This window comes from Spirillospora sp. NPDC046719 (assembly GCF_040645715.1).
Classification (GTDB): Bacteria; Actinomycetota; Actinomycetes; order Streptosporangiales; family Streptosporangiaceae; genus Spirillospora.
The window spans coordinates 1-24,059 of the sequence record NZ_JBEYYT010000119.1 but is presented as its reverse complement, the minus strand read 5'-3'; the positions used below and the strand labels follow the sequence as shown (position 1 = coordinate 24,059).

At 71.0% G+C, this 24,059-nt stretch carries 21 protein-coding genes and 1 pseudogene; 12 read left to right on the top strand and 10 right to left on the bottom strand.

Going from position 1 to position 24,059, the window contains the following annotated elements; translation table 11 throughout:
* Together ABZ914_RS21450 and ABZ914_RS21445 are read right to left on the bottom strand one after the other, a co-directional pair.
* Positions 1-1,089: pseudogene (locus tag ABZ914_RS21450) on the bottom strand (hypothetical protein); the annotation flags it as partial.
* A 154-nt stretch (positions 1,090-1,243) separates the two neighbouring features.
* On the bottom strand, positions 1,244-2,053 hold the full coding sequence (locus tag ABZ914_RS21445) for a hypothetical protein (protein WP_500195084.1): 810 nt from the start codon (positions 2,051-2,053) through the stop codon (positions 1,244-1,246).
* Between the two features lie 138 nt (positions 2,054-2,191).
* Here ABZ914_RS21445 and ABZ914_RS21440 point away from each other — a divergent pair, with 138 nt between their 5' ends.
* Positions 2,192-2,995: an NAD-dependent epimerase/dehydratase family protein gene (locus ABZ914_RS21440; protein ID WP_500195082.1), complete on the top strand. Its 804-nt coding sequence runs from the start codon at positions 2,192-2,194 to the stop codon at positions 2,993-2,995.
* A gap of 80 nt (positions 2,996-3,075) precedes the next feature.
* Complete coding sequence (locus ABZ914_RS21435) at positions 3,076-3,723, top strand: TetR/AcrR family transcriptional regulator (RefSeq protein ID WP_190865906.1); 648 nt, start codon at positions 3,076-3,078, stop codon at positions 3,721-3,723.
* Between the two features lie 67 nt (positions 3,724-3,790).
* On the opposite strand, the gene ABZ914_RS21430 is transcribed toward ABZ914_RS21435, so the two are convergent.
* Positions 3,791-4,171, bottom strand: a complete 381-nt coding sequence (locus ABZ914_RS21430; protein ID WP_500195080.1) for a nitroreductase family deazaflavin-dependent oxidoreductase — start codon at positions 4,169-4,171, stop codon at positions 3,791-3,793.
* 50 nt (positions 4,172-4,221) lie between these two features.
* Entirely contained in the window at positions 4,222-5,685 is a 1,464-nt protein-coding gene (locus ABZ914_RS21425; RefSeq protein WP_500195078.1) for a flavin-containing monooxygenase, read from the bottom strand.
* Between the two features lie 84 nt (positions 5,686-5,769).
* Here ABZ914_RS21425 and ABZ914_RS21420 point away from each other — a divergent pair, with 84 nt between their 5' ends.
* Positions 5,770-6,387 carry a TetR/AcrR family transcriptional regulator gene (locus tag ABZ914_RS21420; RefSeq protein ID WP_433239654.1) on the top strand — a complete coding sequence of 206 codons (618 nt, stop codon included), beginning with the start codon at positions 5,770-5,772 and terminating at the stop codon, positions 6,385-6,387.
* Between the two features lie 42 nt (positions 6,388-6,429).
* Here the strand turns inward: ABZ914_RS21420 and ABZ914_RS21415 are convergent, their stop codons facing one another.
* Complete coding sequence (locus ABZ914_RS21415) at positions 6,430-7,110, bottom strand: TetR/AcrR family transcriptional regulator (protein ID WP_190865903.1); 681 nt, start codon at positions 7,108-7,110, stop codon at positions 6,430-6,432.
* A gap of 106 nt (positions 7,111-7,216) precedes the next feature.
* On the opposite strand from ABZ914_RS21415, the gene ABZ914_RS21410 reads away from it, so the two are divergent.
* The 3 genes from ABZ914_RS21410 to ABZ914_RS21400 all read left to right on the top strand — a co-directional run bounded on the left by ABZ914_RS21410 (position 7,217) and on the right by ABZ914_RS21400 (position 10,260).
* Positions 7,217-8,323, top strand: coding sequence for a ferritin-like domain-containing protein (locus tag ABZ914_RS21410; RefSeq protein ID WP_500195076.1), 1,107 nt, complete (start codon positions 7,217-7,219; stop codon positions 8,321-8,323).
* 44 nt (positions 8,324-8,367) lie between these two features.
* Positions 8,368-9,225 carry an SDR family NAD(P)-dependent oxidoreductase gene (locus ABZ914_RS21405; protein WP_500195075.1) on the top strand — a complete coding sequence of 286 codons (858 nt, stop codon included), beginning with the start codon at positions 8,368-8,370 and terminating at the stop codon, positions 9,223-9,225.
* 72 nt (positions 9,226-9,297) lie between these two features.
* The gene (locus tag ABZ914_RS21400) at positions 9,298-10,260 is read left to right on the top strand and encodes an AurF N-oxygenase family protein (RefSeq protein ID WP_500195073.1); all 963 of its coding nucleotides are present in this window, start codon (positions 9,298-9,300) and stop codon (positions 10,258-10,260) included.
* 359 nt (positions 10,261-10,619) lie between these two features.
* Here ABZ914_RS21400 and ABZ914_RS21395 read toward each other — a convergent pair whose 3' ends face one another.
* Positions 10,620-11,378 carry a hypothetical protein gene (locus tag ABZ914_RS21395; protein WP_433140734.1) on the bottom strand — a complete coding sequence of 253 codons (759 nt, stop codon included), beginning with the start codon at positions 11,376-11,378 and terminating at the stop codon, positions 10,620-10,622.
* A 123-nt stretch (positions 11,379-11,501) separates the two neighbouring features.
* Here ABZ914_RS21395 and ABZ914_RS21390 point away from each other — a divergent pair, with 123 nt between their 5' ends.
* Positions 11,502-13,025: an ATP-dependent DNA ligase gene (locus ABZ914_RS21390; protein WP_500195070.1), complete on the top strand. Its 1,524-nt coding sequence runs from the start codon at positions 11,502-11,504 to the stop codon at positions 13,023-13,025.
* 236 nt (positions 13,026-13,261) lie between these two features.
* Here the strand turns inward: ABZ914_RS21390 and ABZ914_RS21385 are convergent, their stop codons facing one another.
* A complete protein-coding gene (locus tag ABZ914_RS21385) occupies positions 13,262-14,347 on the bottom strand; it encodes a hypothetical protein (protein ID WP_500195069.1) in 1,086 nt (361 codons plus the stop codon).
* Between the two features lie 89 nt (positions 14,348-14,436).
* Here ABZ914_RS21385 and cds1 point away from each other — a divergent pair, with 89 nt between their 5' ends.
* Positions 14,437-15,534: an L-cysteine desulfhydrase Cds1 gene (gene cds1 / locus ABZ914_RS21380; RefSeq protein ID WP_500195067.1), complete on the top strand. Its 1,098-nt coding sequence runs from the start codon at positions 14,437-14,439 to the stop codon at positions 15,532-15,534.
* Between the two features lie 34 nt (positions 15,535-15,568).
* Here the strand turns inward: cds1 and ABZ914_RS21375 are convergent, their stop codons facing one another.
* Positions 15,569-16,867 (bottom strand): M50 family metallopeptidase, encoded by a 1,299-nt coding sequence (locus ABZ914_RS21375; protein ID WP_500195065.1) that lies wholly within the window; start codon positions 16,865-16,867, stop codon positions 15,569-15,571.
* Between the two features lie 112 nt (positions 16,868-16,979).
* The gene (locus ABZ914_RS21370; protein ID WP_387026770.1) at positions 16,980-17,756 is read right to left on the bottom strand and encodes a FadR/GntR family transcriptional regulator; all 777 of its coding nucleotides are present in this window, start codon (positions 17,754-17,756) and stop codon (positions 16,980-16,982) included.
* Positions 17,757-17,916: 160 nt separating this feature from the next.
* Here ABZ914_RS21370 and ABZ914_RS21365 point away from each other — a divergent pair, with 160 nt between their 5' ends.
* The 4 genes from ABZ914_RS21365 to ABZ914_RS21350 all read left to right on the top strand — a co-directional run bounded on the left by ABZ914_RS21365 (position 17,917) and on the right by ABZ914_RS21350 (position 23,198).
* Positions 17,917-19,446 (top strand): amino acid permease, encoded by a 1,530-nt coding sequence (locus ABZ914_RS21365; RefSeq protein WP_500195063.1) that lies wholly within the window; start codon positions 17,917-17,919, stop codon positions 19,444-19,446.
* A 20-nt stretch (positions 19,447-19,466) separates the two neighbouring features.
* A complete protein-coding gene (locus ABZ914_RS21360; RefSeq protein WP_500195062.1) occupies positions 19,467-20,822 on the top strand; it encodes a glutamine synthetase family protein in 1,356 nt (451 codons plus the stop codon).
* A gap of 105 nt (positions 20,823-20,927) precedes the next feature.
* Positions 20,928-22,292, top strand: a complete 1,365-nt coding sequence (locus ABZ914_RS21355; RefSeq protein ID WP_500195060.1) for an aldehyde dehydrogenase family protein — start codon at positions 20,928-20,930, stop codon at positions 22,290-22,292.
* A 141-nt stretch (positions 22,293-22,433) separates the two neighbouring features.
* Complete coding sequence (locus tag ABZ914_RS21350; RefSeq protein WP_433140753.1) at positions 22,434-23,198, top strand: 3-oxoacyl-ACP reductase; 765 nt, start codon at positions 22,434-22,436, stop codon at positions 23,196-23,198.
* Between the two features lie 23 nt (positions 23,199-23,221).
* On the opposite strand, the gene ABZ914_RS21345 is transcribed toward ABZ914_RS21350, so the two are convergent.
* Positions 23,222-23,776, bottom strand: coding sequence for a YutD family protein (locus tag ABZ914_RS21345; protein ID WP_500195056.1), 555 nt, complete (start codon positions 23,774-23,776; stop codon positions 23,222-23,224).
* Between the last annotated feature and the right edge of the window lie 283 nt (positions 23,777-24,059).

Sequence of the window (24,059 nt, the reverse complement as noted above, 5' to 3'; positions counted from 1 at the left end):
CGCCGCCGCGGGCGGCGCGGGGGCTGGTCTCGGCCGGGGCCGCCCCGGCCGCGCCGGGAGGGGCCGCACCGGCGGCCCGTCGAGGCGGGGACGGGCACGGCGGACGTGGAGGCGGAGGTGGAGGCGGCCGGGCCGCCGGGGCGAGACGCCCTCCCGGCGGGCCAGCCGCAGTCTGAGCAGCAGCAGCGTCACCGAGGACGCCATCGCGGCGAGCACGCCGGCCTGCAGGGCGGTCAGGTCGTCGAGGTTCGAGGAGTCCCGGGGCAGCGCGCGCAGGTTCGCGACCGGCACCGGGGCGATCGGCGCGGGCGCGGTCTGCGGGCCGACGACCGGGGGCAGCACGACGTCCGGGCCGGTCAGCCCGCCCGGCACGCCCTCCGGGGTGACCGGCGGGACGCCGGGCGGCAGCGCGCCCGGGCTGATGCCCGGCGGCAGCGCGCCGGACGGTTCGGTGACGACGAGCGTGTAGGTCCGCGTCCTGGCGGCCGCGTGCGCCGCCGACGCGCGCACGGTGAGCCGGATCGTCCCCGGCTTCGCGCCGGACGGGACCCGGACGGTCACCGTCGCGGACGTCCCGCCCGCGCCGACGCCGCCGAGGCCCTGCTCGGACGGGGTCGCCGTCGCGCCGCCCGTCGCCGACGCCCGCAGCACGGTCCCGGACGCGGTGGCGCCGGACGCCGACACCCGGACGGTGGCGGTGATCGAGCCGCCGGGGCGGACCGTCGCCGACGACACGGTGGCCGCGACCGACAGCACCGGCTTCGCCGGCGTGCCCGGATCGTGCGGGTCGCCCGGGGCGTGCGTCGGCGTGTGCGACGGCGTCGGCGAGGAGCTGTGCGGCGGCGTGGGGGTGGGCGAGCCGGTGTCCGGCGGCGGCGTGGTCGGGTCGTCCGTCGGCGAGCCCGTCGGGGTCGGCGTGGGGGTGTCGGTCGGCGACGGGCTGTCGGTCGGCGCCGGCGACTCCCCGGACGGGGTGGTGGACGGCGCGGGCTCGGCGATCACCGGGGACGCGCCCGACACGGCGAGCACCGCCGCCACCCCGAGCCCCGCGAACACCGCGCCGCCGGCCGACCGTGAACGCATCCGCACCCGCCCCCACCTCCACCCGTCGAGACCCGGTCAACGGGACGACTGAATCAGGCGGCGAATGACCTTTCAAGGCGCCCGGAAAAGGTTGTCAGCGAGCGACGAATTACCGCCCTCGGCCGCCGGCCCGGATTATCAACCGGCGCGCACCGGCGGGTCAGGAAGGGGCGAGCCGCTCGATCCGGTCGAGGCGCCCGGCGAGGAGGTCGTCGTGGGCGATCGCGAAGTCGCCGTTCGGCGCGGCGCCCGAGAAGTACGTCCCCGCCACCGCGTCCGGGAGGTATTCGCGCAGGCTGTAGCGCATTTTTCCGGGGTAGGCGACGGGCTCCCAGCCGTCGCCGGACGCGCCGTCGGCGCCGAAGACGACCCAGTGGTCGGTGCGGACGGGCTCGTCCAGGCGCGGCGCGCCGCCGGTGTGGCAGTCGAGCGCGGGCACGACGACGCGGTCCGGATCGTCCGGCTCGTACCACATCAGCAGCGGTTTCGCCCGGCGCGCGTCGGCATTGTCGAAGCAGCAGAGAATGATCACGTGCCGGGGGAAATGCGTCGCGTAGAAATCCATGAGTTCGGGATCGGGGCGCGGCCTCCGGTGCGGCGGGACGCGGTCCAGCGCCGCCGGGATCAGCGTCGGGTCCTCGGCCAGCAGGACCGTGTAGACGTCGTGGTCGAACACCCGCACGCCGGGTCCGTCGGCCTCCATCCAGTCCATCGTCGCGGCCGGCACCGGTGTCAGCGCGTCCACCATCAGGTTGAGCACGTCCGCCTCGTCCTGCCGGAGCGCGAGGAAGTTCTCCGGCGTCAGGACGCGCGCGGGAACGTGCAGCAGCATCGCGTTCGGGCCGCCCGCGAGGTTCACGGCCGTGTTCTGGTACCCGAGCACCTCGATGAGGCCGTGCTCGGGATGGTGTCGCCGCCCCGCGTAGAGCGTCGTCCCGGAGAACGCGGCCTGGTCCATGGACACGCACATACGACCAACCTAAGCGCACCGGAACAGCCGCCCCGCAACGGTGCGAACCTCACGCGAGCGCGCCATCCGACCGGTGAGGCGAAGCCGAAGGCGAGCCCCTTGGGCCGGCCTTGCATCAACACTGCAACACTGCTGACCATGACGTTGGGAAGAATCGTGCTGACGGGGGCGGCGGGCCGGGTCGGATCCGCCGTGCGGGGGCCGCTGCGCGAGGCGGCGGGCACGCTGGTGCTCGCCGACCGGGTGCCGCTGGAGGCGGAGGCGCCGAACGAGGTGGTGCACCGCACCGACCTGTCGGACGCGGCGGAGATCGTCGCGGGCGCGGACGCGATCGTCCACCTCGCCGGGGTGCGGGACGAGGCGCCGTTCCCCGAGCTGGTCGAGGGCAACATCCTCGGCACGCAGCGGATGCTGGAGGCGGCTCGGGTGACCGGCGTCCGGCGGGTGGTCCTGGCGAGCAGCAACCGGTTGACCGGCCTGTACCCCTCCACCGAGACGGTGTCGGCGGAGATGCCGCCGCGCCCGGACGGCCTGTACGGGGTGAGCAAGGTCGCGGTGGAGGCGCTCGCGCGGCTGTACGTCGACAAGTTCGAGCTGGACGTGGTGTGCCTGCGCATCGGCAGCCTCGACGCGGCGCCGAACGAGCCGCGGCACCTGGCGACCTGGCTGAGCCACCGCGACTGCGCCGGCTTCGTGCTGGCGGCGCTGACCGTCCCGGCGCCGGGGTTCCTCGCGGCGTACGCGGTGTCGGCGAACGCGCGGCGGTTCTGGGAACTGGACGAGCGGCTCGGCTACCGGCCCCTGGACGACGCCGCCGAACACGGCATTCCGGACACGTTCGTCGGGCCGGGCACCCCGCAGGGCGGCGACTTCGCGTCCGCCGAGTTCACGCTGCGGTACCTGGAGCCGGCCGCGGGCGCGGAACCCGACGCGCGAGAGTGACATTTGGTTCACACGAGATGCGATGGACGGTTATCCTGACCTCAGGGTTACCGGTTCCTGACGGAAAGTCGAAGGGGTCCATGCCAACGTCCACGTGGTTCCGCCTCAACGTCGCCAAGCGGGAACGGGTGCTCGAGGTGGCGATGCGCGAGTTCGGAGAGCACGGGTACTCCACCGGCAGCCTCAACACCATCGCCCGCGAGGCCGGCATCGCCAAGGGCTCGCTGTTCCAGTACTTCAGCGACAAGCTGGAGTTCTTCGCGTTCGTCTGCGACGAGGCGTCCCGCCGGATCCGCGAGGAGATGGAGCGGCGGATCGCCCGCGTCGACTTCGACCAGTCCTTCGACGAGTGGCTGTTCGACGTGCTGTGCGACTGGACCGAGTACATGGCCGACCACCCGCTGGAGCGCGCGGTCACCGCCGCGACGAACTTCGAGCTGGACAACAGCGTCCGGTCGGTGGTGCGCGACACCGCGAACCAGCACTACCTGCAGGTCATCCATCCGACGCTGGACCTGTGGAAGGCGCAGGGCGGCATCCGCGAGGACGCCGACCTGCAGGTCCTCGCCACGATGATCCTCACGCTGCTGCCGTTCCTGGCGCTCGCGCCCTACTACGACGGCCTCGACCCGATCCACGACCTGCGCGGCCGCACGCCCGACGAGCAGCGGCCGGTGGTCCGGCAGCTCGTCGCGGGCTTCCGGCCGATGTTCGCGCCGGAGAAGTAGCCGTCCGGGCCCGCCGGCCGAGCCTGCCCGGCCGGGCCCGCCGGCCGAGCCCGCCGTCCGGGCCGGGTCAGTCCTCCAGGTCGACGACCAGCACGTCCATGTAGCGCGCGACGGCCCGCGCGGCCCGCGGCAGCTCGGCGGCGTCGGCGGCGGTGAGCACGCGCGGGCGGGCGATCCGCCGGACGCGGCCGAGCCGCTCCACCCCGCCGCGCCCCTCGGCGAGCAGGTTGCGCACCCAGTCGGTGTCGGCCCCGTACGGCAGGCCGACGATGAGCCGGTCGCCGCTGCGGAACGCGGTGACGGGCGTCCGGTACTCGCGTCCGGACGTCCGCCCCTTGTGGACGATGACCGCGAGCGGCGGCAGGTAGGGCGCGTAGACGCCCTGCACCCGGTTCGTGACGGCCTTGTTGATGCGGCGCAGGCGCCGCGGCATCAGTGGCTTGGGCATGCCCCTGCCTAACACGTCCCCGGCGCCCGCGCATCCGGCCGGGCCGCCGCCTAGCGCGTGAGGATGTACTCCTCCGGCTTGGCCTTGCGGTTGCCGGCCCAGAACTCGAAGGTGTGGCCGGGCCACAGCGTCCGGTTGACGCCCTGGTCGTCGAGGTACCAGCTGTTGCAGCCGCCCTCGTTCCAGACGGCGCGGCGCAGCCGCCGCTGCATCCGGTCGTTGAAGCGGCGGGACGCCTCGGGCTTCGGCTCGATCGCGACGGCGCCGGACTCCTGCAGCAGCCGCAGGCAGCTGAGCACCTGCTGGATCTGCACCTCGATCATGAAGACGACGGAGTTGTGGCCGAGGCCGGTGTTCGGGCCGAGCAGCATGAAGAAGTTCGGCATGCCGGGGACCGTGGTGCCGCGGTGCGCCTCGATGCCGTCCGCCCAGATCTCCTGGAGCTTGACGCCGCCGCGGCCGGTGACGCGCAGCTCGTTGAGCGCGTCGACGACCTTGAACCCGGTGCCGTAGACGATGCAGTCGACCTCGTACTCCTCGCCGTCCTCCGTGACGACGGACCGCTCCCGCACCTCGGCGATGCCGGACGTCTCGACGGTCACGTTCGGGCGGGTGAGGGCCGGATAGTAGTCGTTGGACAGCAGGACGCGCTTGCAGCCGATGGTGTAGTCCGGCGTGACCTTGGCGCGCAGCTCCGGGTCGGGGATCTGCTTCTCCAGGTGCCGGCGGGCGAGCTTCTCCTGCGGGAACGACAGCCGCGGGTCGATGGTGAAGCCGATCGCGCGGGCCTCCAGGGCCCAGTAGATGCCGTTGCGGAACGCGCGGGCGGCGCCGGGCACCTTGTCGAACGCGGTGCGGACGGGCTTGGGGAAGGTGAAGTCGGGCTTGGGCTGGATCCACGGCGGCGTCCGCTGGAACAGCACCAGCTCCCCGGCCTTCTTCGCGATCTGCGGGACGAACTGGATCGCGGACGCGCCCGTCCCGATGACGGCGACGCGCTTCCCGGTGAGGTCGTAGGAGTGGTCCCACTCGGCGGAGTGGAAGGTGGTGCCCTCGAATTTCTCGATGCCCGGCAGGTCGGGGAACGAGGGGATGTGCAGGGCGCCGATGCCGGAGACGATGGCCCGCGGCGTGAGGACGGTCCCGTCGGTGAGGGCGACGTTCCACCTGCGCTCGTCGTCCTGGTACTCCATGCTGTCGACGTGGCTGCCGAAGCGGATGTGCTCGCGGACGCGGTACTTGTCGGCGGTGCGCTCCATGTAGGAGCGGATCTCGGGCTGCGGGGCGAACATCCGCGACCAGCCCGGGTTGAGCTCGAAGGAGAAGGAGTACATGTGCGACGGGACGTCGCAGGCGCAGCCGGGATAGGTGTTGTCGTGCCAGGTCCCGCCGAGGGCCTCGCTCTTCTCCAGGATGACGAAGTCGTGGAAGCCGGACTGCTTCAGCCGGATGGCCATGCCGAGCCCGGCGAAGCCGGAGCCGATGATGACGATCGCCGGGGCGCGCTCGCTCATATCCCGTCCTCTCGCGGTAACCTACTCGGAGTAAGTTACTAGGAGTAGCTTACTGACGGTAGGTCCAACAGATAGGATTCCGCTGTGAGTGCCGCCACACCGCACCGCCCGCAGCGCCGCCGCCGGATGTCGCGCGCGGAGCGCGAGCGCCAGATGCTGGACGTGGCGGAGGAGGTGTTCGGCGAGCGCGGCTACCAGGGCACCTCGATGGACGAGATCGCCGAGCGCTGCGGCGTCTCCAAGCCGATGCTCTACGAGTACTTCGGCTCCAAGGACGGGCTGCTCGTCGCGTGCGTGAGCCGCTCCAAGGCCGAGCTGCTGGACGTCACGCAGAAGGCCATGGCGGGCGCCACCGACCCCAAGGACATCCTGTGGCGCGGGATGGCCGCCTACTTCGGGTTCATCGACGCGCACAGCAAGTCGTTCGCGATGCTGCTGCGCGAGCCGGCGGCCGGGTCGCAGGAGACCGTCGAGGCGGTGGAGGCGACCCGCCGGCAGCAGAGCGAGCTGATCTCCGGGGTGCTCGCCGCCTTCGCCCCGCACGCGGGCGAGCCGGCGATCGCCGCGTTCACCGAGATCATCATCGGCGCGTGCGAGCGGCTCGCCCAGTGGCGGACCTGGCATCCCGAGGTGACCGCCGAGGACGCCGCGCGCTACATGACCGACTTCTGCTGGCAGGGCCTGAGCCCCTACCTCGCCTGACCGGCGCCTGGAGCGGAGCGCCGGCGGAGCGGAAGGCGCCGTTCAGGCCTGCTGGCCCCGTCCGCGGGGAAGGGCGTCGAGGGCGCTGATGAGCAGGTCGAGGCCGAACTCGAAGTCGGTCTCCGGGTCGTGGCTGGCCAGCTCCTCGGAGAGCGCGACCACGTGCGGGAACTCGGCGGCGTCGAGCTTCGCCCACGACTCGGCCTGGGTCTCGACGAGGTTGTCCAGCGTCTTCACCACGCCGGTCTCGCGGAGCTGCGCGCCGAGCGCGTAGGCCATCAGCGCCCGCATGATCCGCACCGAGGTGGGGCCGTCGAAGCCGGCGGCGTCGGCGAGCGCGAGGGCCCGCTCGGCGGGGCGCAGCCCGAGCTGGGTGTCGATCTTGTGGGTGAGGACGATCGTCATGCAGCGCGGGTAGTCGTGCGCGACCTTCCGGAACGCCCGGACGAGGGCGCGCGCCCTCGTCTGCCACGGCTCGTCGGGCTCGTCCTCCAGCTCCAGGCCGGCGATGACGTGCTCGGCGACGCCTTCGAGCAGCGCGTCCTTGTTCGGCACGTGATTGTAGAGCGACATCACCGCGACGCCCAGCTCGCCCGCCACGCGGCGCATGGACAGCGCGCCCGCGCCCTCCCGCTCGATCAGCCCGACCGCCGCCTGCACGATCCGCGCCCTGGTCAGGACGGGTCGCGGCGCCGGCGTGTCGGACGTCACGTCGCCGTTCATCGGTCCCGCCCCTTCCCGCCGTTGACACCTGTAAGTGCACCGTGACACGGTACGTACATCGTACGTCTTACGTACATCGTACGTGTCGCCCTCGGGGAGGAACGCCGTGTCGACCCATGACCTTTACACCGAGCCCGTCGGCAAGTCCACCTGGAACGTGCCGCTCGCCGGCGACGCCCGCTTCACGTGGGAGTACGACGACGGCCGCGACCGCCTCCTCGCCCTGTACCAGAAGGGCAAGGACAAGCAGTGGGACTCGGTCAAGCGGATCGACTGGGACCTGGAGGTCGACCCGCACGACGTCCTCGGCGTCCCCGACCAGTCCCTCGCCATCTACGGCACCAAGTACTGGGACAAGCTCACCGACAAGCAGCGCGGCGAGCTGCGGCAGCACTCCACGTCCTGGCAGTTCTCCCAGTTCGTGCACGGCGAGCAGGGCGCGATGGTCACCGCAGCCCGGATCGTCGAGTCGGTGCCCGACCTGGACGCCAAGTTCTACTCCGCCACGCAGACCATGGACGAGGCCCGGCACGTCGAGCTGTTCACGCGGTTCCTGCACGAGAAGGTCGGGATGGTCTACCCGATCAACACCAAGCTGCAGGACCTGCTGAACGAGACCCTCACCGACTCCCGCTGGGACATGCCCTACCTCGGCATGCAGGTGCTCATCGAGGGCCTCGCGCTCGCCGCGTTCGGCGTCATCCGCGACATCACCACCAAGCCGCTCCCCAAGCAGCTCCTCGCCTACGTCATGCAGGACGAGGCCCGGCACGTCGCGTTCGGGCGGCTCGCCCTGCGCGACTACTACAAGCAGCTGTCCGCGGCCGAGCTGAGGGAGCGCGAGGACTTCGTCATCGAGGGCTGCTACCTCATGCGCGACCGCATCCGCGGCCGGGAGATCTGGACCAACTTCGGCATCGACCCCAAGGAGGTCGACGAGATGGTGGCGAACTCCCCCTACATGCAGATGTTCCAGAGCCTGCTGTTCAGCCGCATCGTCCCGTGCGTCAAGGACATCGGCCTGTGGAGCGAGCGCATCCAGCGGACCTACGACGACATGGGCGTCCTCGACATGTCCAAGGCCGACCTGGAGGCGCTGATGAACCAGGACGAGGACATCGCCGAGAAGCTCGACGCCGAGCGGTTCGCGGCCGAGGAGGCCGAGCGGAAGGCGGAGGTCGACGCGGTCATCGCGGACGCCGCCGCGGGCTGAGTACGGTTGGGGATCATTCCGCTCGGGACATCTCGGAGGTCTGCATGCCACTCGCGCACTTCGACGGGGCGCTCGCCGTCGTCACCGGAGCCGGCAGCGGGTTCGGCCGCGCCATCGCGCTGGCCCTCGCCGAACGCGGCGCGACCGTCCTGGCGGCCGACATCGACCTCCCGTCCGCCGAGCGGACCGTGACCCTCGCCAAGACCCTCGGCCCGGGCGGCGGCGCCTACGAGGTGGACGTGGCGGACGCCGCCGCGATGGAGGCGTTCGCCGCCGAGGTGCGCGAGGCCCACCGCGTCCCCGACATCGTCGTCAACAACGCCGGGATCGCCGTCAGCGGCCCGTTCCTCGACCACGGCGTCGAGGACTGGAACCGCATCCTCGGCGTGAACCTGTGGGGCGTCATCCACGGGTCGCGGCTGTTCGGCAAGCAGATGGTCGAGCGCGTCAACGCGCTGCCGAACAAGCCCGACAAGCCCAACTTCGGCGGCCACATCGTCAACATCGCGTCCGCCGCCGCGTTCGCGCCGACCCGGTCGCTGCCCGCCTACTGCACCACCAAGGCCGGCGTGCTGATGCTCAGCGAGTGCCTGCGCGCCGAGCTGGCGTCCTCGCGCATCGGCGTCACCGCCGTCTGCCCCGGCTTCGCCGGCACCAACATCGTCAAGAACGCCACGTTCGTCGGCGGCGACGCGGCGCACCGCGAGCGGACCCGCGTCCGCGGCCAGAAGGCGCTCAAGCTGCGCAACTACCCGCCGGAGAAGGTCGCCGAGCGGGTCGTCGACGCCATCATCAAGAACAAGGCCGTGGTCCCGGTGAACTTCGAGGGCCACCTGCTGCACGCGCTCTCCCGCATCTCGCCGGCGTCCACCCGCCTGCTCGCCCGAATCCCCGTGCAATAGGGCCGGCCCCGCCGTGCGGCGCACGGCCTCGCGCGGCCCTCCTCGGCCTCCCCCAGGAGAGGAGAAGGATCGATGCCCCCCGAACTGCTGACCGACCGCCCCACCACCTGGACCGCGCGGATCCGCTGCAAGGACGGCGACCACACGCTGGAGCTCACCGACCGGGAGGTGGTCGCCGAGCGGCTGCTGCGGACGTCCCGCAAGCACTCCTTCGATCCGGACGCCGACGTCGACTGGGACGCGCCGCAGGACCCCGACGTCTGGTACGCGCCGCCGCAGCTGGTGTCGATCTACGAGACGCCGCTGTGGGACGGCCTGACGCACCGGCAGCGGGTGGAGCTGACCAAGCGGGAGATGTGCAGCATCGCCTCGTTCGGCATCTGGTCGGAGATGCTGCTGATGCAGTCGCTCGTCCAGCACGCCTACCGGAGCCGCTACGACAGCGAGCACGTCGCCTACGCGCTGACGGAGATCGCCGACGAGTGCCGGCACTCGAAGATGTTCGGCCGGATGGTGCGCACCTGCGGGCTGCGCACCCACCGGCCGCGCGCGGCGGAGTACCACTTCGCGAAGCTGTTCGGGGCCGTGTACGACCCGATGCCGATGTTCGCGGGGACGCTGGTGGTGGAGGAGTTCACCGACGCGTTCCAGCGGCTGACGTTCCCGGACGAGGGCGTGCAGCCGATGATCCGGCAGGTCACCCGGATCCACGTGATCGAGGAGGCGCGGCACATCCGGTACGCGCGGGAGGAGCTGAAGCGGCTCGTCGCGCGCGCGTCGCCGGTGCGGCGGCGGGCGGCGGCGTACGCGCTGGCGCAGGGCACCCGGCTGATGGCGACGCAGGTGATCCATCCGTCGTGCTACACGGCGGTCGGGCTGGACCCGAAGCTGGCCCGCCGGGTCGCGGCGCGCAGCGAGCACCGCCGGGAGACGATGGCGTGGGCGTTCCGCAAGTGCACCGCGTTCTTCGAGGAGGTCGGATTCCTGGACGGCCGGGCGCGCGACGTGTGGGTTCGTGCGGGGCTCGCAAAATAGTAACCGGTTCTACCGCGTGGCCATTTCCCTCGAAACCGAAACGAATTCGGTGACGGAATGGCAGCGGCCGAATACCGCACGGTTTTCCAATGGTCCGGAATCGGGAGCGCCGAGGGCCGCGGAGCGGGGTCCACTCCGCGGCCCGGTCGGCGAGAACGGGTTGCTGACCTGGAGATCACCTCACCCAGGACACTCCAACCGCGGAAACGGTCACGTCGTCGACCTCCTCCTCCCCATGCGCCGCAAAGCGCGCCGGCCGCCGGACGTGAGTGGGAGCACGGCCGCCGCACTTCCTCCCCTTTACCGGAATCACCTTAGAAGGTTCTGACAGAAAATAAGCCATGATCGGCCGATTCAGGTCAGAAATGCGCCAAGGTGGCCAGCACTTCCCGCGCGACGCCCTCCGCCGTGCCGAGGCACGCCCCCTCCCGGGCGTCCGCGCGGCCCTTCGCCGCCTGCTCGCTGTAGCTGACCGTCACGAGCACGTTCCGGAACCGCGTCGTCACCTCGCCGACCACCGTCGGCTGCCCCTCGTCCGCCTTGAACCACCGGTACGCCTCGTCGCCGATCCCCTGCTGCCGCCGCAGGCTGATCGTGCGGACGAGCGGCGCGCTGTGCGCCTCCGTCCACGACGCCCGGTAGTCGCCCTCCGCGTCCTGCACGGGCGTCGGCGTCTTCGCGGGCGCGTGCAGGTTCACCTCGACCCGCAGCCACCGGAACGCCGGCCCCTGCGCCGTGTACGTGCACGTCGTGAAGGTCGAGTTCGCGCTCTCGGCCCGCCTGGGCTTCGGGATCGTCCGGCCGACGGTCCGGTCCGAGACCATCGCGCACGGCTTCGGCAGCGACGCCACCGGCTGCTCCTGCATCGGCGTCTCGGACGGGCGCGGCGGCTCCGCCGTCCCGCCGGTCGCGCCGCCGGTCCCGCCGGTGCCGGAAGGCGATGTCCGCGGCGCCGCCGCGTCGTTCCCGTGCCCCGGCAGGAACAGGAACACCGCCGCGGCGGCCCCGCCGAACGCCACCAGCGCGACCAGCAGCGCCAGCAGCCGCGGCCGCCGCTTCGGCGACGGCGGCTCCGGCGCCGAGTAGACCCGGTGGAACGGCTCGCGCTGCAGCCCCACGCCCCGCTCCTCACTCCCCCGCGCGTCATCGACCCCGCCACTGGTCAACGTAGTCAGGACCGCCTCGGCTGACCAGGGGTCCCGCCCGGGTCAATTGTCAGACGCCGTGGTCACAATGGGGAGGTGCTGATAGCGGAGATCGCGCGGACGTCGCGGGAGGTGGCCGGCACCTCCGGCCGCAAGGCCAAGATCACGGCGCTCGCGGAGTGCCTGCGCGACGCCGAGCCCGGCGAGGCCGCCACCGTCGTCGCCTACCTGTCCGGCGAGCTGCCGCAGCGGCAGATCGGCGTCGGCTACGCCGCGCTGCGCGACGTCCCGCCGCCCGCCGCCGAGCCGTCCCTCACCGTCCCCGAGGTCGACGCCGCGTTCACCGAGATCGGCGCCGTCTCCGGAGCCGGGTCCGTCGCCCGGCGCCGCGAGCTGGTCGCCGCCCTGCTCGGCCGCGCCACCCGCGACGAGCAGGGCTTCCTCATCCGGCTGCTGGCCGGCGAGCTGCGCCAGGGCGCCCTCGACGGGGTGATGGCCGAGGCGATCGCGGCGGCGGCCGGCGTGCCGTCCGCCGAGGTCCGCCGCGCCGTCATGCTGCGCGGGTCCCTCGGCCCCGTCGCCACCGCCGCGCTCGCCGACGGCACCACCGGGCTGCACGCGTTCACCCTGGAGGTCGGACGCCCGGTCAAGCCGATGCTCGCCGCGTCCGCCCCGTCGGTCGAGGAGGCGTTCGCCAAGCTGAAGGCGGAGGCCGCCGTGGAGTGGAAGCTCGACGGCATCCGCGCCCAGATCCACGTCCGCGACGGCGACGTCCGCGTGTTCACCCGGACCCTCGACGACATCACCGCCCGGCTCCCCGAGGTCGTCGCCGCCGTCCGCGAACTGCCCGTCCGCGACGCCGTCTTCGACGGCGAGGTCATCGCGCTGCGCCCCGACGGCGCCCCGTACCCGTTCCAGGTCACCGCCGCCCGCACCGCGACCCGCACCGCCAAGGACACCGAGCCCGTCCCCCTCACGGTGTTCCTCTTCGACGTCGTCCACCTCGACGGCGACGACCTGCTCGACGCGCCCGGCGCCGACCGCAACGCGGCGCTCGTCCGGGCCGTCCCCGAGCACCTGCGGATCCCGCGGATCGTCACCGCCGACCCGGCCGCCGCCAAGGACTTCTTCGACGACGCCGTCGCCCGCGGCCACGAGGGCGTCCTCGTCAAGTCCCTCGACACCCCCTACACCGCCGGCCGCCGCGGCGCCGGGTGGATCAAGGTCAAGCCCCGCCACACCCTCGACCTCGTCGTCCTCGCCGTCGAATGGGGCCACGGCCGCCGCCAGGGCCTGCTGTCCAACCTGCACCTCGGCGCCCGCGACCCCGAGACCGGCGGCTTCGTCATGCTGGGCAAGACGTTCAAGGGCCTCACCGACGAGCTCCTCGCCTGGCAGACCGAGAAGCTCCGCGAGCTCGCCGTCCGCGAGGACGGCTGGACCGTCCACGTCCGGCCCGAGCTCGTCGTCGAGATCGCCTTCGACGGCGTCCAGCAGAGCCCCCGCTACCCCGGCGGCATCGCCCTCCGCTTCGCCCGCGTCCTCCGCTACCGCCCCGACAAGACCGCCACCGAAGCCGACACTGTTCAATCTGTACTGTCCTTGGCGTCAGGCCGTTAGACGGCCTTCCTTCAACGGACAGTACGTGCGATCGCTGCATCGCTCCGACTCGGCCCTGGGGGCCTCGCTGCGCGATCAAGTTCTCGCAAGCTCGAACTTGGCTTCGCACGCGATCGCGACGGTCCAGGTCGCCGCGTGGCCGGGCACGAGCGCTGCCGCTGGTTGCGGCCCCTGCTCAGGTGCGGGCCCTGGAAACCGGCTTCGTCGGTGGACGGCCTAGGGCGAGCGAATATGGGTCAGCGGCGGGTGGTGGGGAGTTTGCGGCGGGGGTGGGGCGGCCGGGGCGGCTGCGGGGGGTCGTCGGCGCCCAGGCGGCGGGTCAGGCGGCGGGCGGCGGTGCTCGTGCGGCCGCGAGCGAAGGCACGGCGCTGGAGGCGGTCGGCGACGCTGCGGCGGCCGCGGCCGGCGGCGCGGCGCTCCTCCCGTGCCGCCGCGCGCCGCTGCTCCCGGGCCGTGGTGCGGCGCTGGGCGCGGCGGCGGTCCCGGGCGGCGGCCTTCCGGGCGGCGCGGGCCACCCGGCGGCGGCGGGCGCGCTCGGCGGCGTCGGCGCTGCGCTGCAGCAGCTCCGGCGGGATGAGGTCGTGGCGGCCGGCGATGAACTCCTGCACCCAGATCTTCGCCCGGATCAGCGGCCGCCGGAACCGGACCTCCCGGTGCACCGCCCGCTGGTACTTGCGCGAGTCCGGGTCGTACCGCCAACGCGACCACGGCGACCCCGGGCGCGCCACCCGGATCGCGCCCACCACCAGCAGGACGGGCAGGAACAGCCCGATCAGGCCCGTCCAGATCTTGCCCTTCAGCAGGGTGATCACCGCGAGGACGAGGTTGGCGACGGTGGAGGCGAAGTACGCCCGCGCGAGGACGCTGCCCGCCGGGTCGGGGACGGCGTCGGCGAACCCGAACGGGCGGATGCCGAGCAGCAGCAGCCCGGTGACGGCGATCGCGACGAAGACGGCGTCGACGGACGCGCGGCCCTTCTCCGTCCAGTAGACGTCGCTGAGGTGCAGCAGCAGCGCGAACTCGTCCAGCACGAGCGCGGAGCCCGCCCCGAACACGACGGCCGCGGCGCAGTCGAGCGCGACGTAGGCGTCCGGGGTGGCGAGGCTCGCAATGCCGCCGACCAGCATCAGCACCACGCCGAACACGACGTGGTGGACGTGGGTGTCGCCGGCCCGGACGTTGCCGAACCAGCCGCTCACGTTGGCGCGGATCAGCCGGACGACCACCCGCGTCAGCACGAACGTGAGGATGAACGCGGTGAAGAAGCCGAACAGCGGCAGCCGCCCGGTCTCCACGATCCGGTGCCGGAAAAGGTCGATCATGTGCCCCCCTGCTGGGCACCATAATGCCCGGTGACATGCGCCGATATCGTGGGACCCGGGTGATCGACGAGGATCGAGGGGAACATCACGTGAGCCGTACCGCCGACCGCTGCGACCCCGGGGGCCGGGCCTGGATCGCCGAGGCGATCCGCAAGGTCGAGGCCGACGCCAACCGCAGCGCCGACACGCACCTGCACGTGTTCCCGCTGCCCCCGGAGTGGGGCATCGACCTGTACCTCAAGGACGAGTCGGTGCATCCGACGGGCTCGCTGAAGCACCGGCTGGCGCGGTCGCTGTTCCTGTACGGGCTGGCGAACGGCTGGATCCGCGAGGGAACGGTGATCATCGAGGCCTCCAGCGGGTCGACGGCGGTGTCCGAGGCGTACTTCGCGCGGCTGCTCGGGCTGCCGTTCGTGGCGGTGATGCCGGCGACGACGAGCCCCGAGAAGATCGGCCTCATCGAGTTCTACGGGGGCCGCTGCCATCTCGTCGGCGACCCGTCCTCCATCTACGACGAGTCGCGGCGGCTCGCCGCCGAGTGCGGCGGGCACTTCATGGACCAGTTCACCTACGCCGAGCGGGCGACGGACTGGCGCGGCAACAACAACATCGCCGAGTCGATCTTCGATCAGATGCGGCTGGAGCGGTTCCCCGAGCCGTCCTGGGTGGTGGTCGGCGCCGGGACGGGCGGGACGTCCGCGACGATCGGCCGGTACGTCCGGTACCGGCGGTTCCAGACGCGGCTCGCGGTGGTGGACCCGGAGGGCTCGGCGTTCTTCGGCTCGTTCGCCGACGGCGACCCGGAGCGGACCGCGGCGGGCTCGCGGATCGAGGGCATCGGCCGGCCGCGGGTCGAGCCGTCGTTCCTGCCGACGGTGATCGACCGGATGATCCAGGTGCCGGACGCGGCGTCCGTCGCGGCGATGCGCTGGACGAGCCGGGTCAGCGGCCGGGACGTGGGCGGCTCGACGGGCACCAACATGTGGGGCGCGGCGGAGCTGATCGCGGGGATGCGGGCGCGCGGCGAGCGCGGCAGCGTGGTGACGCTGATCTGCGACGGCGGCGAGCGCTACGCGGGCACGTACGGGTCGGACGTGTGGCTCGCCGCGCAGGGCCTGGACATCGCCCCCTACGAGGCGGCGCTGGACGCGTTCCTGAAGACCGGCGAGATGCCGGTCGCCGTCTGACCGGCCCCCGCGGCGGATCGGCTCCTGAACCCGGTCAGCCCTTGAATCTGATCGGGTTGAAGACGTCGGCGTAGATGAGCAGGCCGCCCATGACGATCAGGACGGCCGCCATCACGTAGGTGACGGGCAGGGCCTTGGCGACGTCGACGTAGCCGGGGTCGGGCTTGCGGAAGACCCGCGCGAACGCCTTCTTCAGCGCCTCCAGCAGCGCGCCCGCCATGTGGCCGCCGTCCAGCGGGAGCAGCGGGACGAGGTTGAACAGCCCGACCGCCAGGTTCAGCGAGCCGAGCAGCATGACGAAGTACCAGACCTTCTCGGTGGTCGTGAGGGTCTTGGAGGCGGCGACGTCGCCGCCGATGCGGCTGACGCCGACGACGCCGACCGGGCCGTTCGGGTCGCGCTTGTCGCCGCCGAACGCGGCGTTCCAGACGCCGACCATCTTCTGCGGCATCCGGACGAGCGCGCCCACGGTGTGCTCGGTCATCGACCCCATGGCGTCGGCGACGGCGCCGGGCCCCTGCCGCTCCATGGCCTGGGTCGGCGTGATGCCGAGGAACCCCACGTTGACGATCTTGGTGTCGTCCTTGAGGTCGTACATCTGGTTGCGGGCGATCGGGACGGTCAGCGCCATCTCCCGGCCGTCGCGCCGGATCGTCACCGGGACGTTCTGCCCGCCGGAGTCGCGGATCAGCTTCCGGAGCTGCTCATAGTCCTTGATCTTGTGGCCCTGGAAGGACAGGATCCGGTCGCCGGGCCGCATCCCGGCCTGGTGGGCGGGGGTCGGGGTGGCGTTCGCGGGGCAGCTCGTCACGTTCGACTGGCTCGCCGGGACGACGCACTCGGAGACCTCCTGGATGACGGGCTGCGCGGTCTGCTGCCCGATGCCCATCAGCAGGATCGAGAAGAAGACCACCGCCAGCACCAGGTTCATCGCGGGCCCGGCGAACATGATGATCAGCTTCTGCCACCACGGCTTGGCGTAGAACACCCGGTCGCCGTCGTCGGGCCGCACCTCCTCGAGCGCCGCGCCGCGCGCGGACTCGATGAGGCCCTGCCAGGGGCCGGTGCTGATCCGCCGGACGGTGCCGGGGGCGTCGCCCCTGCGCGGCGGCAGCATCCCGATCATGCGGATGTAGCCGCCGAGCGGGATCCACTTCACGCCGTACTCGGTCTCGCCCTTGCGCTTGGACCACATCGTGGGCCCGAACCCGACCATGAACTGGGTCGTCCGCACGCGGAACAGCTTGGCGAAGCTGAAGTGGCCGAGCTCGTGCAGCGCGATGGACGCCAGCAGGCCGAAGAACAGGATCAGCACTCCCGCCAGCCAACCCATGCGTCATGCCCCTCCGTCGTGCACCCCGCGCACCGAGGGGTGGCCTCCAGCAATCACCTCAGACTACGTCAACGCGCCGCATCGCGTTCAGCGCAACGGGCGACCGGCCCGCCTACCCCAGGAAGCCGCGGAGGAGGGCGGCGGTGCCCTCCAGGTGCTCGGCGACGGCGCGGCGGGCGGCCTCGGGGTCGCCGGCGAGGATCGCCTCGACGATGGCGGCGTGCTGGACGGCGGCGTGCTCGATGTTGCGGCCGAGGACGGGGATGGCGTTGAGCAGGTCGGTGACGCGCATCCGGGCGTCGGCGCAGGCGGCCGACAGCAGCGCGGACCCGGTCATCTCGGCGATGGCGAGGTGGAAGAGGGTGTCGAGGCGGCGGTACTCGTCGGGGCCGGCGGCGTTCAGCTCGGCGAGGCGCCCGCGCAGCTGGGCCCGCTTGGCGGGCGGCAGGTCGGTGGTGGCGAGGATCTGCGCGGCGCCGGTCTCGACGGCCATCCGGAAGGTGAGGGCGTCGTTGAGGTCGCCGCCCATCTGGGCGAGGGCCCGCCTGAGGTCGGACTGCCGGGGCTTCGGCCGCTCGTAGGTGACGAACGTCCCGCCGAAGCGGCCCCGGCGGGACTCGACGTAGCCCTCCTGCTGGACGGCCCGGATCGCCTCGCGGAGCGTGACGCGGCTGACGCCGAGGAGGGGGGCCAGCTCGCGTTCGGGCGGGAGCCGCTCGCCGCGGTCGACGACGCCGAGCTTGATCGCCTGGAGGAGGCGCTCGACGGTCTCCTCGAACGCGTTGCCGGTGCGGACGGGCCGGAACACCGCCGCGGCCGCCAGGTCGGCGACGCCGGAGCCGGGGGCGTCCGCGCCGGGCGCGCGGGGGTCAGGCTCGGGTGCGGGCATGACCGTCCTTCGGTCCGCGGGGGGCTTCGGGCTCCACGTTACATGTGCGTTTCGTCGTCGTTCGGGGGGTTGACGCGGGACCCCTCCGCAAACATTAATGGTCTGTCATTAGCCCATTGCGGCTGTGTCGAAACCCCCCGTGGCACGCGAGGAGGTGCTCGTGAGCATCGACGAGCACAAGGCATCCCCCGATCCCATGTCCGACGACGAGAAACGGCTGCACGAGCTGGGCTACGCCCAGGAACTCAGCCGGTCCATGTCCGGCTTCTCCAACTTCGCGGTCTCGTTCACCATCATCTCGGTGCTGTCGGGCTGCCTGACCTCCTACACCATCGGCCTCAAGGGCGGCGGCCCCGTGGTCATCACGTGGGGCTGGCTCGGCGTCGGCGCGATGACGCTGCTGGTCGCGCTCGCGATGGCCGAGGTGTGCTCCAGCTACCCGACCGCCGGCGGCCTGTACTACTGGGCGGCCAAGCTCGCCCCGTCGAACGGCCCGGCGTGGTCGTGGTTCACCGGCTGGTTCAACTTCATCGGCCAGGTCGCGGTGACCGCCGCGATCGTCTACGGGTCGGCGGCGTTCCTGAACCCGCTGCTGGACCTGCAGTTCGGCTACGGCGTGACGCTCGGCCACACGTTCCTGCTGTTCGCGATCCTGCTGGTCGTGCACGCGCTGCTGAACCAGTTCGGCGTGAAGCTCGTGTCGATTTTGAGCAGCGTCAGCGTCTGGTGGCACGTGCTCGGCGTCGCGTTCGTGGTGGGGGTGCTGGCGGTCAAGCCGTCGCACCACCAGTCCGCCGGGTTCGTGTTCAGCAAGTTCGTCAACGAGACGGGCTGGCAGTACGGCGCGTACGCGGCGCTGATCGGCCTGCTTCTGTCGCAGTACACGCTGACCGGCTACGACGCGTCCGCGCACATGACCGAGGAGACGCACGACGCGGCGCGGTCCGGGCCGAAGGGCATCGTGAACTCGGTGCTGATCTCGGTCGTCGCGGGCTGGGTGCTGCTGCTCGGCGTCACCTTCGCCATCCAGGACTACGGCAAGGCGGTCGAGGGCGGCCCCGCGGAGATCTTCATCGCGGCGACCGGCGACACGATGGGCAAGCTGCTGATCCTGGTCTCGTTCGGCGCGCAGTTCTTCTGCGGGATGTCCTCGGTGACGGCGAACTCCCGGATGATCTACGCGTTCTCGCGGGACGGGGCGCTGCCGTTCTCGTCCTTCTGGCACCGGATCAACAAGCGCAGCCGGACCCCCACCAACGCGATCTGGCTGGCCGCCGGGGGCGCGTTCGTGCTGGCCCTGCCCGCGATCTGGAACCTGACCGCGTACCTGGCGGTGACGTCGGTCGCGGTGATCGGCCTCTACATCGCCTACGTGATCCCGACGTTCCTGCGGCTGCGGCAGGGCAAGGACTTCAAGCCCGGACCGTGGAGCCTCGGCAGGTGGAGCAAGCCGATCGGCACGCTCGCCGTGGTCTGGGTCGTCGTCATCTCGATCCTGTTCGTCCTGCCGCCGGCGAAGCCGATCACCAAGGACACCTTCAACTACTCGCCCATCGCGATCCTCGTCGTCCTCGGCGGCGCGGGCCTGTGGTGGGTGCTGTCGGCCCGCAAGTGGTTCACCGGCCCCAAGGTGCAGGGCAGCGCCGAGGAGCTGGCGGCCATCGAGCAGGAACTCCAGTCGCTGGGCTAGCCCGTTAGGAGACCGGACACGTGACCACATCGCTCACCCTCGACGAGCTGCGCGGGGAGGCGGCGGAGGGCCGGATCGACACCGTGATCGTCGCGATCACCGACATGCAGGGGCGCCTGCAGGGCAAGCGGCTGTCGTCCCGCTACTTCCTGGAGGAGGTGGCCGGGCACGGCTCGGAGGGCTGCAACTACCTGCTGGCCGTCGACGTCGACATGAACACGGTGGACGGCTACTCCATGTCGTCCTGGGAGCGGGGCTACGGCGACTTCGTCATGCGCCCCGACCTCGGGACGCTCCGCCGGGTCCCCTGGCAGGAGGGCGCGGCGCTGGTCCACGCCGACATCGTGTGGGAGGACGGCTCCGACGTGGCGCCCTCGCCCCGGCAGATCCTGCGCCGCCAGCTCGGCCGGCTGGCGGAGCGGGGCTGGGGCGCCTACGTCGGGACGGAGCTGGAGTTCGTCGTCTACCAGGACTCCTACGAGGACGCCTGGCGGAAGGCGTACCGGGACCTCACCCCGGCGAACCAGTACAACGTGGACTACTCGCTGCTCGGCGGCGCCCGCGTCGAGCCGCTGCTGCGCCGGATCCGCAACGGCATGACCGGCGCGGGGATGTACGTCGAGTCGGCCAAGGGCGAGTGCAACCTCGGCCAGCACGAGATCGCGTTCCGGTTCGACGAGGCGCTGCGGACGTGCGACAACCACGTCCTGTACAAGACCGGCGCGAAGGAGATCGCCGCCCAGGAGGGCATGTCGATCACCTTCATGGCGAAGCCGAACGAGCGCGAGGGCAACTCGTGCCACGTGCACATCTCGCTGCGCGACGCCGACGGGACGCCCGTCCTCGCCGGGGACGGCCCGCACGGGCTGTCGAAGATCGGCGAGCACTTCATCGCGGGGCAGCAGGCGTGCCTGCGCGACTTCACCCTGCTGTACGCGCCGAACATCAACTCCTACAAGCGCTACCAGCCGGGCTCGTTCGCGCCCACCGCGATCAAGTGGGGCGTGGACAACCGGACATGCGCGCTGCGGCTCGTCGGGCACGGGCCGTCGCTGCGGATCGAGAACCGGGTGCCGGGCGGCGACGTCAACCCGTACCTGGCGGTGTCGGCGCTGATCGCGGCGGGTCTGCAGGGCATCGAGAACGAGCTGCCGCTGGAGGAGCCGTACGCGGGCAACGCGTACGCGGCCGACGCGGAGACGGTGGTCGGGACGCTCCGCGAGGCGGCGGCCGACTGGGAGCGCAGCCCGCTGGCCGCCGACGCGTTCGGCAAGGAGGTCGTCGAGCACTACGCCAACTACGCGCGCGTGGAGCTGGACGCCTACGACCGCGCGGTGACGGACTGGGAGATGTTCCGCGGCTTCGAGCGCCTGTAGCCGCGGGCCACGCGTGACCGGACCACGTTCGCTCGCGGCGGGCCGCCGCCATGGGGCGGCTCATGGCGGCGGCCCGCCGCGAGCCGACGACGTATCGAGGGGGACATGAGCGAGTTCGAGGTTCTGAATCCGGCGACCGAGGAGGTCGTGGAGGTCGTCGCGCTGGCGTCGGCGGACGAGACCGACGCGGCGGTGGAACGGGCCGCGCGGGCGTTCCCGGCGTGGCGGGACGTGGCGCCGGGCGACCGGGCGCGGCTGCTGCGGGCGTTCGCCGAGCAGGTCGACGCGCACCTGGAGGAGCTGGCCGCGCTGGAGGTCCGCAACGCCGGGCACCCGGTCGGGCAGGCCCGCTGGGAGGCCGGCAACCTGCGGGACGTCCTGCACTACTACGCCGCCGCGCCGGAGCGGCTCGCCGGGCGGCAGATCCCGGTGCCGGGCGGGGTGAACGTGACGTTCGCCGAGCCGCTCGGCGTCGTCGGCGTGATCGTGCCGTGGAACTTCCCGATGCCGATCATGGGCTGGGGCATGGCGCCCGCGCTCGCCGCGGGCAACACGGTGATCGTCAAGCCGGCGGAGCTGACCCCGCTCACCGCCCGCCGCGTCGGGGAGCTGGCGCTGGCGGCGGGGCTGCCGGAGGGCGTGCTGCAGGTGCTGCCGGGCGCCGGGCCGGTGGCGGGCCGCCGGCTGGTCGACCACCCGGACGTCCGCAAGATCGTCTTTACCGGTTCGACGCGGGTCGGCAAGGAGATCATGCAGGCGTGCGCGCCGGGCGTGAAGCGGCTGACGCTGGAGCTCGGCGGCAAGTCCGCGAACATCGTCTTCGCGGACGCCGACCTGGAGAAGGCCGCCGCGACCGCCCCGTACGCGGTGTTCGAGAACGCCGGCCAGGACTGCTGCGCCCGCTCCCGCATTCTGGTGGAGCGGGCCGTCTACGACCGGTTCCTCGAACTGCTCGAACCGGCCGTGCACGGCGTCGCCGTCGGCGATCCGCGCGACGCCAAGACCGAGGTCGGGCCGCTGATCAGCGCCGCGCACCGGGACCGGGTCGCGTCGTACGTGCCCGACGGCGCGCCCGTCGTGATCCGCGGCTCGGCGCCCGAGGGCCCCGGCTTCTGGTTCCCGCCGACCGTCCTCGCCGCCCCCGACCACGCGACGCTCCCCGCCTGGCACGACGAGGTGTTCGGGCCGGTCGTCACCGTCGTCCCGTTCGAGGACGAGGCCGACGCGTACCGGATCGCCAACGACACCCCCTACGGGCTGTCCGGCTCCATCTGGACCCGCGACATCGGCCGCGCCCTGCGCGCCTCCCGCGCCGTCGAGGCCGGGAACCTGTCGGTGAACTCCCACTCGTCCGTGCGGTACTGGACGCCGTTCGGCGGGTTCAAGCAGTCCGGCCTCGGCCGCGAGCTGGGGCCGGACGCGCTCGACGCGTTCACCGAGACCAAGAACGTCTTCATCGCCGCCGACTGAGCCCGGCCGGCACCCGCCCCGCAAGCCCCGCACATGCCCCGCAAGCCCCGCACAAGCCCCACAAGCCTCCGCAAGCCCCACAAGCTCCCGCAAGCCCCACAAGCTCCCGCAAGCCCCGCGAGTGACAGGAGAGAGAGCAGCATGCAGCGTCTGGAAGGCCGGGTGGCCGTCGTGACCGGCGGCGCCAGCGGCATCGGCCTGGCCACCGCGCGCCGTTTCGCCGCCGAGGGCGCGAAGGTCGTCGTCGCCGACGTCGACGAGACCGCCGGCAAGAGCGCCGCCGACGAGCTCGGCGGACTGTTCGTCGAGGTGGACGTGACCAGCGAGGACGCGGTCGAGGCCCTGTACCGGACGGTCCACGGCGCCTACGGGCGCGTGGACGTCGCGTTCAACAACGCCGGGATCTCGCCGCCCGACGACGACTCGATCCTGGAGACCGGCCTGGACGCCTGGAAACGCGTGCAGGACGTCAACCTGACCAGCGTCTACCTGTGCTGCAAGCACGTCATCCCGTACATGCTGGAGCAGGGCAAGGGGTCGATCATCAACACCGCGTCGTTCGTCGCGGTGATGGGCGCGGCGACCTCGCAGATCTCCTACACCGCGTCCAAGGGCGGCGTGCTGGCGATGTCGCGGGAGCTGGGCGTGCAGTTCGCGCGGCAGGGCATCCGGGTGAACGCGCTGTGCCCCGGCCCCGTCAACACCCCGCTCCTTCAGGAGCTGTTCGCCAAGGACCCCGAGCGGGCGGCGCGGCGCCTCGTCCACGTCCCCGTGGGGCGCTTCGCGGAGGCGTCGGAGATCGCAGCGGCGGTCGCGTTCCTGGCGTCGGACGACGCGTCGTTCATCACGGCGTCGGAGTTCCTGGTGGACGGCGGCATCTCCGGGGCCTATGTGACGCCCCTCTAGGGCGCCCGCTATGCGCCGCGGTGCTAACCGGCCCGCGTTTTCTTGGCACGCCCGTCGGTAGGCGCACGCGCGGCCTTCTGCGCATCATGGCGCTTTCCACCCCGGTCTCTGGAGAAGTGATCCTGTGAAGCGCAGTCTCGTGGCGGTACTGGCGTTGTCGCTCGCGCTCGGCGGATGCGGCGGCTCGGACCACAAGAAGAGCACCGCCTCGTCGCCCACCACCGCCGCGCCGGCCCCGGCGGCGTCGTCCGCGCCGCCGGGGGGTTCCGGGGCCAATATTCATTGACATAATCTTCAAGATGATCAATTTTATTGTCTGCCAACATTTTTCTACGACTGGTTGAGAAAAAACCCTTCAAACGCAATTGCTCAAAGCCCCAATCTCCCACAATATAATCATACTTATCTAAAACATCAGAAAAACGTTGTTCTAATTTTTCCGCATCAAAAGCCTCACGATAATTATGAACAATATGAAAAGTTCGTTGTCCAACTTGAACAACTTCCCCTACTGCCATAACATGTTCGCCAGGATATTTATTATAATTTAACTTACTTTCGTCTATTACTTTAGCCATTAATTTTTCTATTTCTATTTATTTTTAAAATGTTCTGCTACAATTTCCCGTAAGAAATAAGGGAATAAAATTTCTGATTTTCCCAATTTTTTCAATAAAGGGAAATACCAAGCAAACAAATATTGGTCAGGTAAAACAATTTGATAACTCTCTTCATCAGAAATTTTTTCAAGTGTCTGATTTTCCGAATTTTTTATGTAAAAATCACCTTAGAGTGGCTCAATTCCATGAAATATAAGAGAACCAAATGTTTTTCCACGAAAACCCATTCCTTGAATTTTTT

Excerpts from the sequence above, each read along its gene's own strand:
- ABZ914_RS21445 (WP_500195084.1), bottom strand. The coding sequence starts at position 2,053 with ATGTGCGTGTCCATGGACCAGGCCGCGTTCTCCGGGACGACGCTCTAC.
- ABZ914_RS21440 (WP_500195082.1), top strand. The coding sequence starts at position 2,192 with ATGACGTTGGGAAGAATCGTGCTGACGGGGGCGGCGGGCCGGGTCGGA.
- ABZ914_RS21435 (WP_190865906.1), top strand. The coding sequence starts at position 3,076 with ATGCCAACGTCCACGTGGTTCCGCCTCAACGTCGCCAAGCGGGAACGG.
- ABZ914_RS21430 (WP_500195080.1), bottom strand. The coding sequence starts at position 4,171 with ATGCCCAAGCCACTGATGCCGCGGCGCCTGCGCCGCATCAACAAGGCC.
- ABZ914_RS21425 (WP_500195078.1), bottom strand. The coding sequence starts at position 5,685 with ATGAGCGAGCGCGCCCCGGCGATCGTCATCATCGGCTCCGGCTTCGCC.
- ABZ914_RS21415 (WP_190865903.1), bottom strand. The coding sequence starts at position 7,110 with ATGAACGGCGACGTGACGTCCGACACGCCGGCGCCGCGACCCGTCCTG.
- ABZ914_RS21405 (WP_500195075.1), top strand. The coding sequence starts at position 8,368 with ATGCCACTCGCGCACTTCGACGGGGCGCTCGCCGTCGTCACCGGAGCC.
- ABZ914_RS21400 (WP_500195073.1), top strand. The coding sequence starts at position 9,298 with ATGCCCCCCGAACTGCTGACCGACCGCCCCACCACCTGGACCGCGCGG.
- ABZ914_RS21385 (WP_500195069.1), bottom strand. The coding sequence starts at position 14,347 with ATGATCGACCTTTTCCGGCACCGGATCGTGGAGACCGGGCGGCTGCCG.
- ABZ914_RS21375 (WP_500195065.1), bottom strand. The coding sequence starts at position 16,867 with ATGGGTTGGCTGGCGGGAGTGCTGATCCTGTTCTTCGGCCTGCTGGCG.
- ABZ914_RS21370 (WP_387026770.1), bottom strand. The coding sequence starts at position 17,756 with ATGCCCGCACCCGAGCCTGACCCCCGCGCGCCCGGCGCGGACGCCCCC.
- ABZ914_RS21355 (WP_500195060.1), top strand. The coding sequence starts at position 20,928 with ATGAGCGAGTTCGAGGTTCTGAATCCGGCGACCGAGGAGGTCGTGGAG.
- ABZ914_RS21350 (WP_433140753.1), top strand. The coding sequence starts at position 22,434 with ATGCAGCGTCTGGAAGGCCGGGTGGCCGTCGTGACCGGCGGCGCCAGC.
- ABZ914_RS21345 (WP_500195056.1), bottom strand. The coding sequence starts at position 23,776 with ATGGCTAAAGTAATAGACGAAAGTAAGTTAAATTATAATAAATATCCT.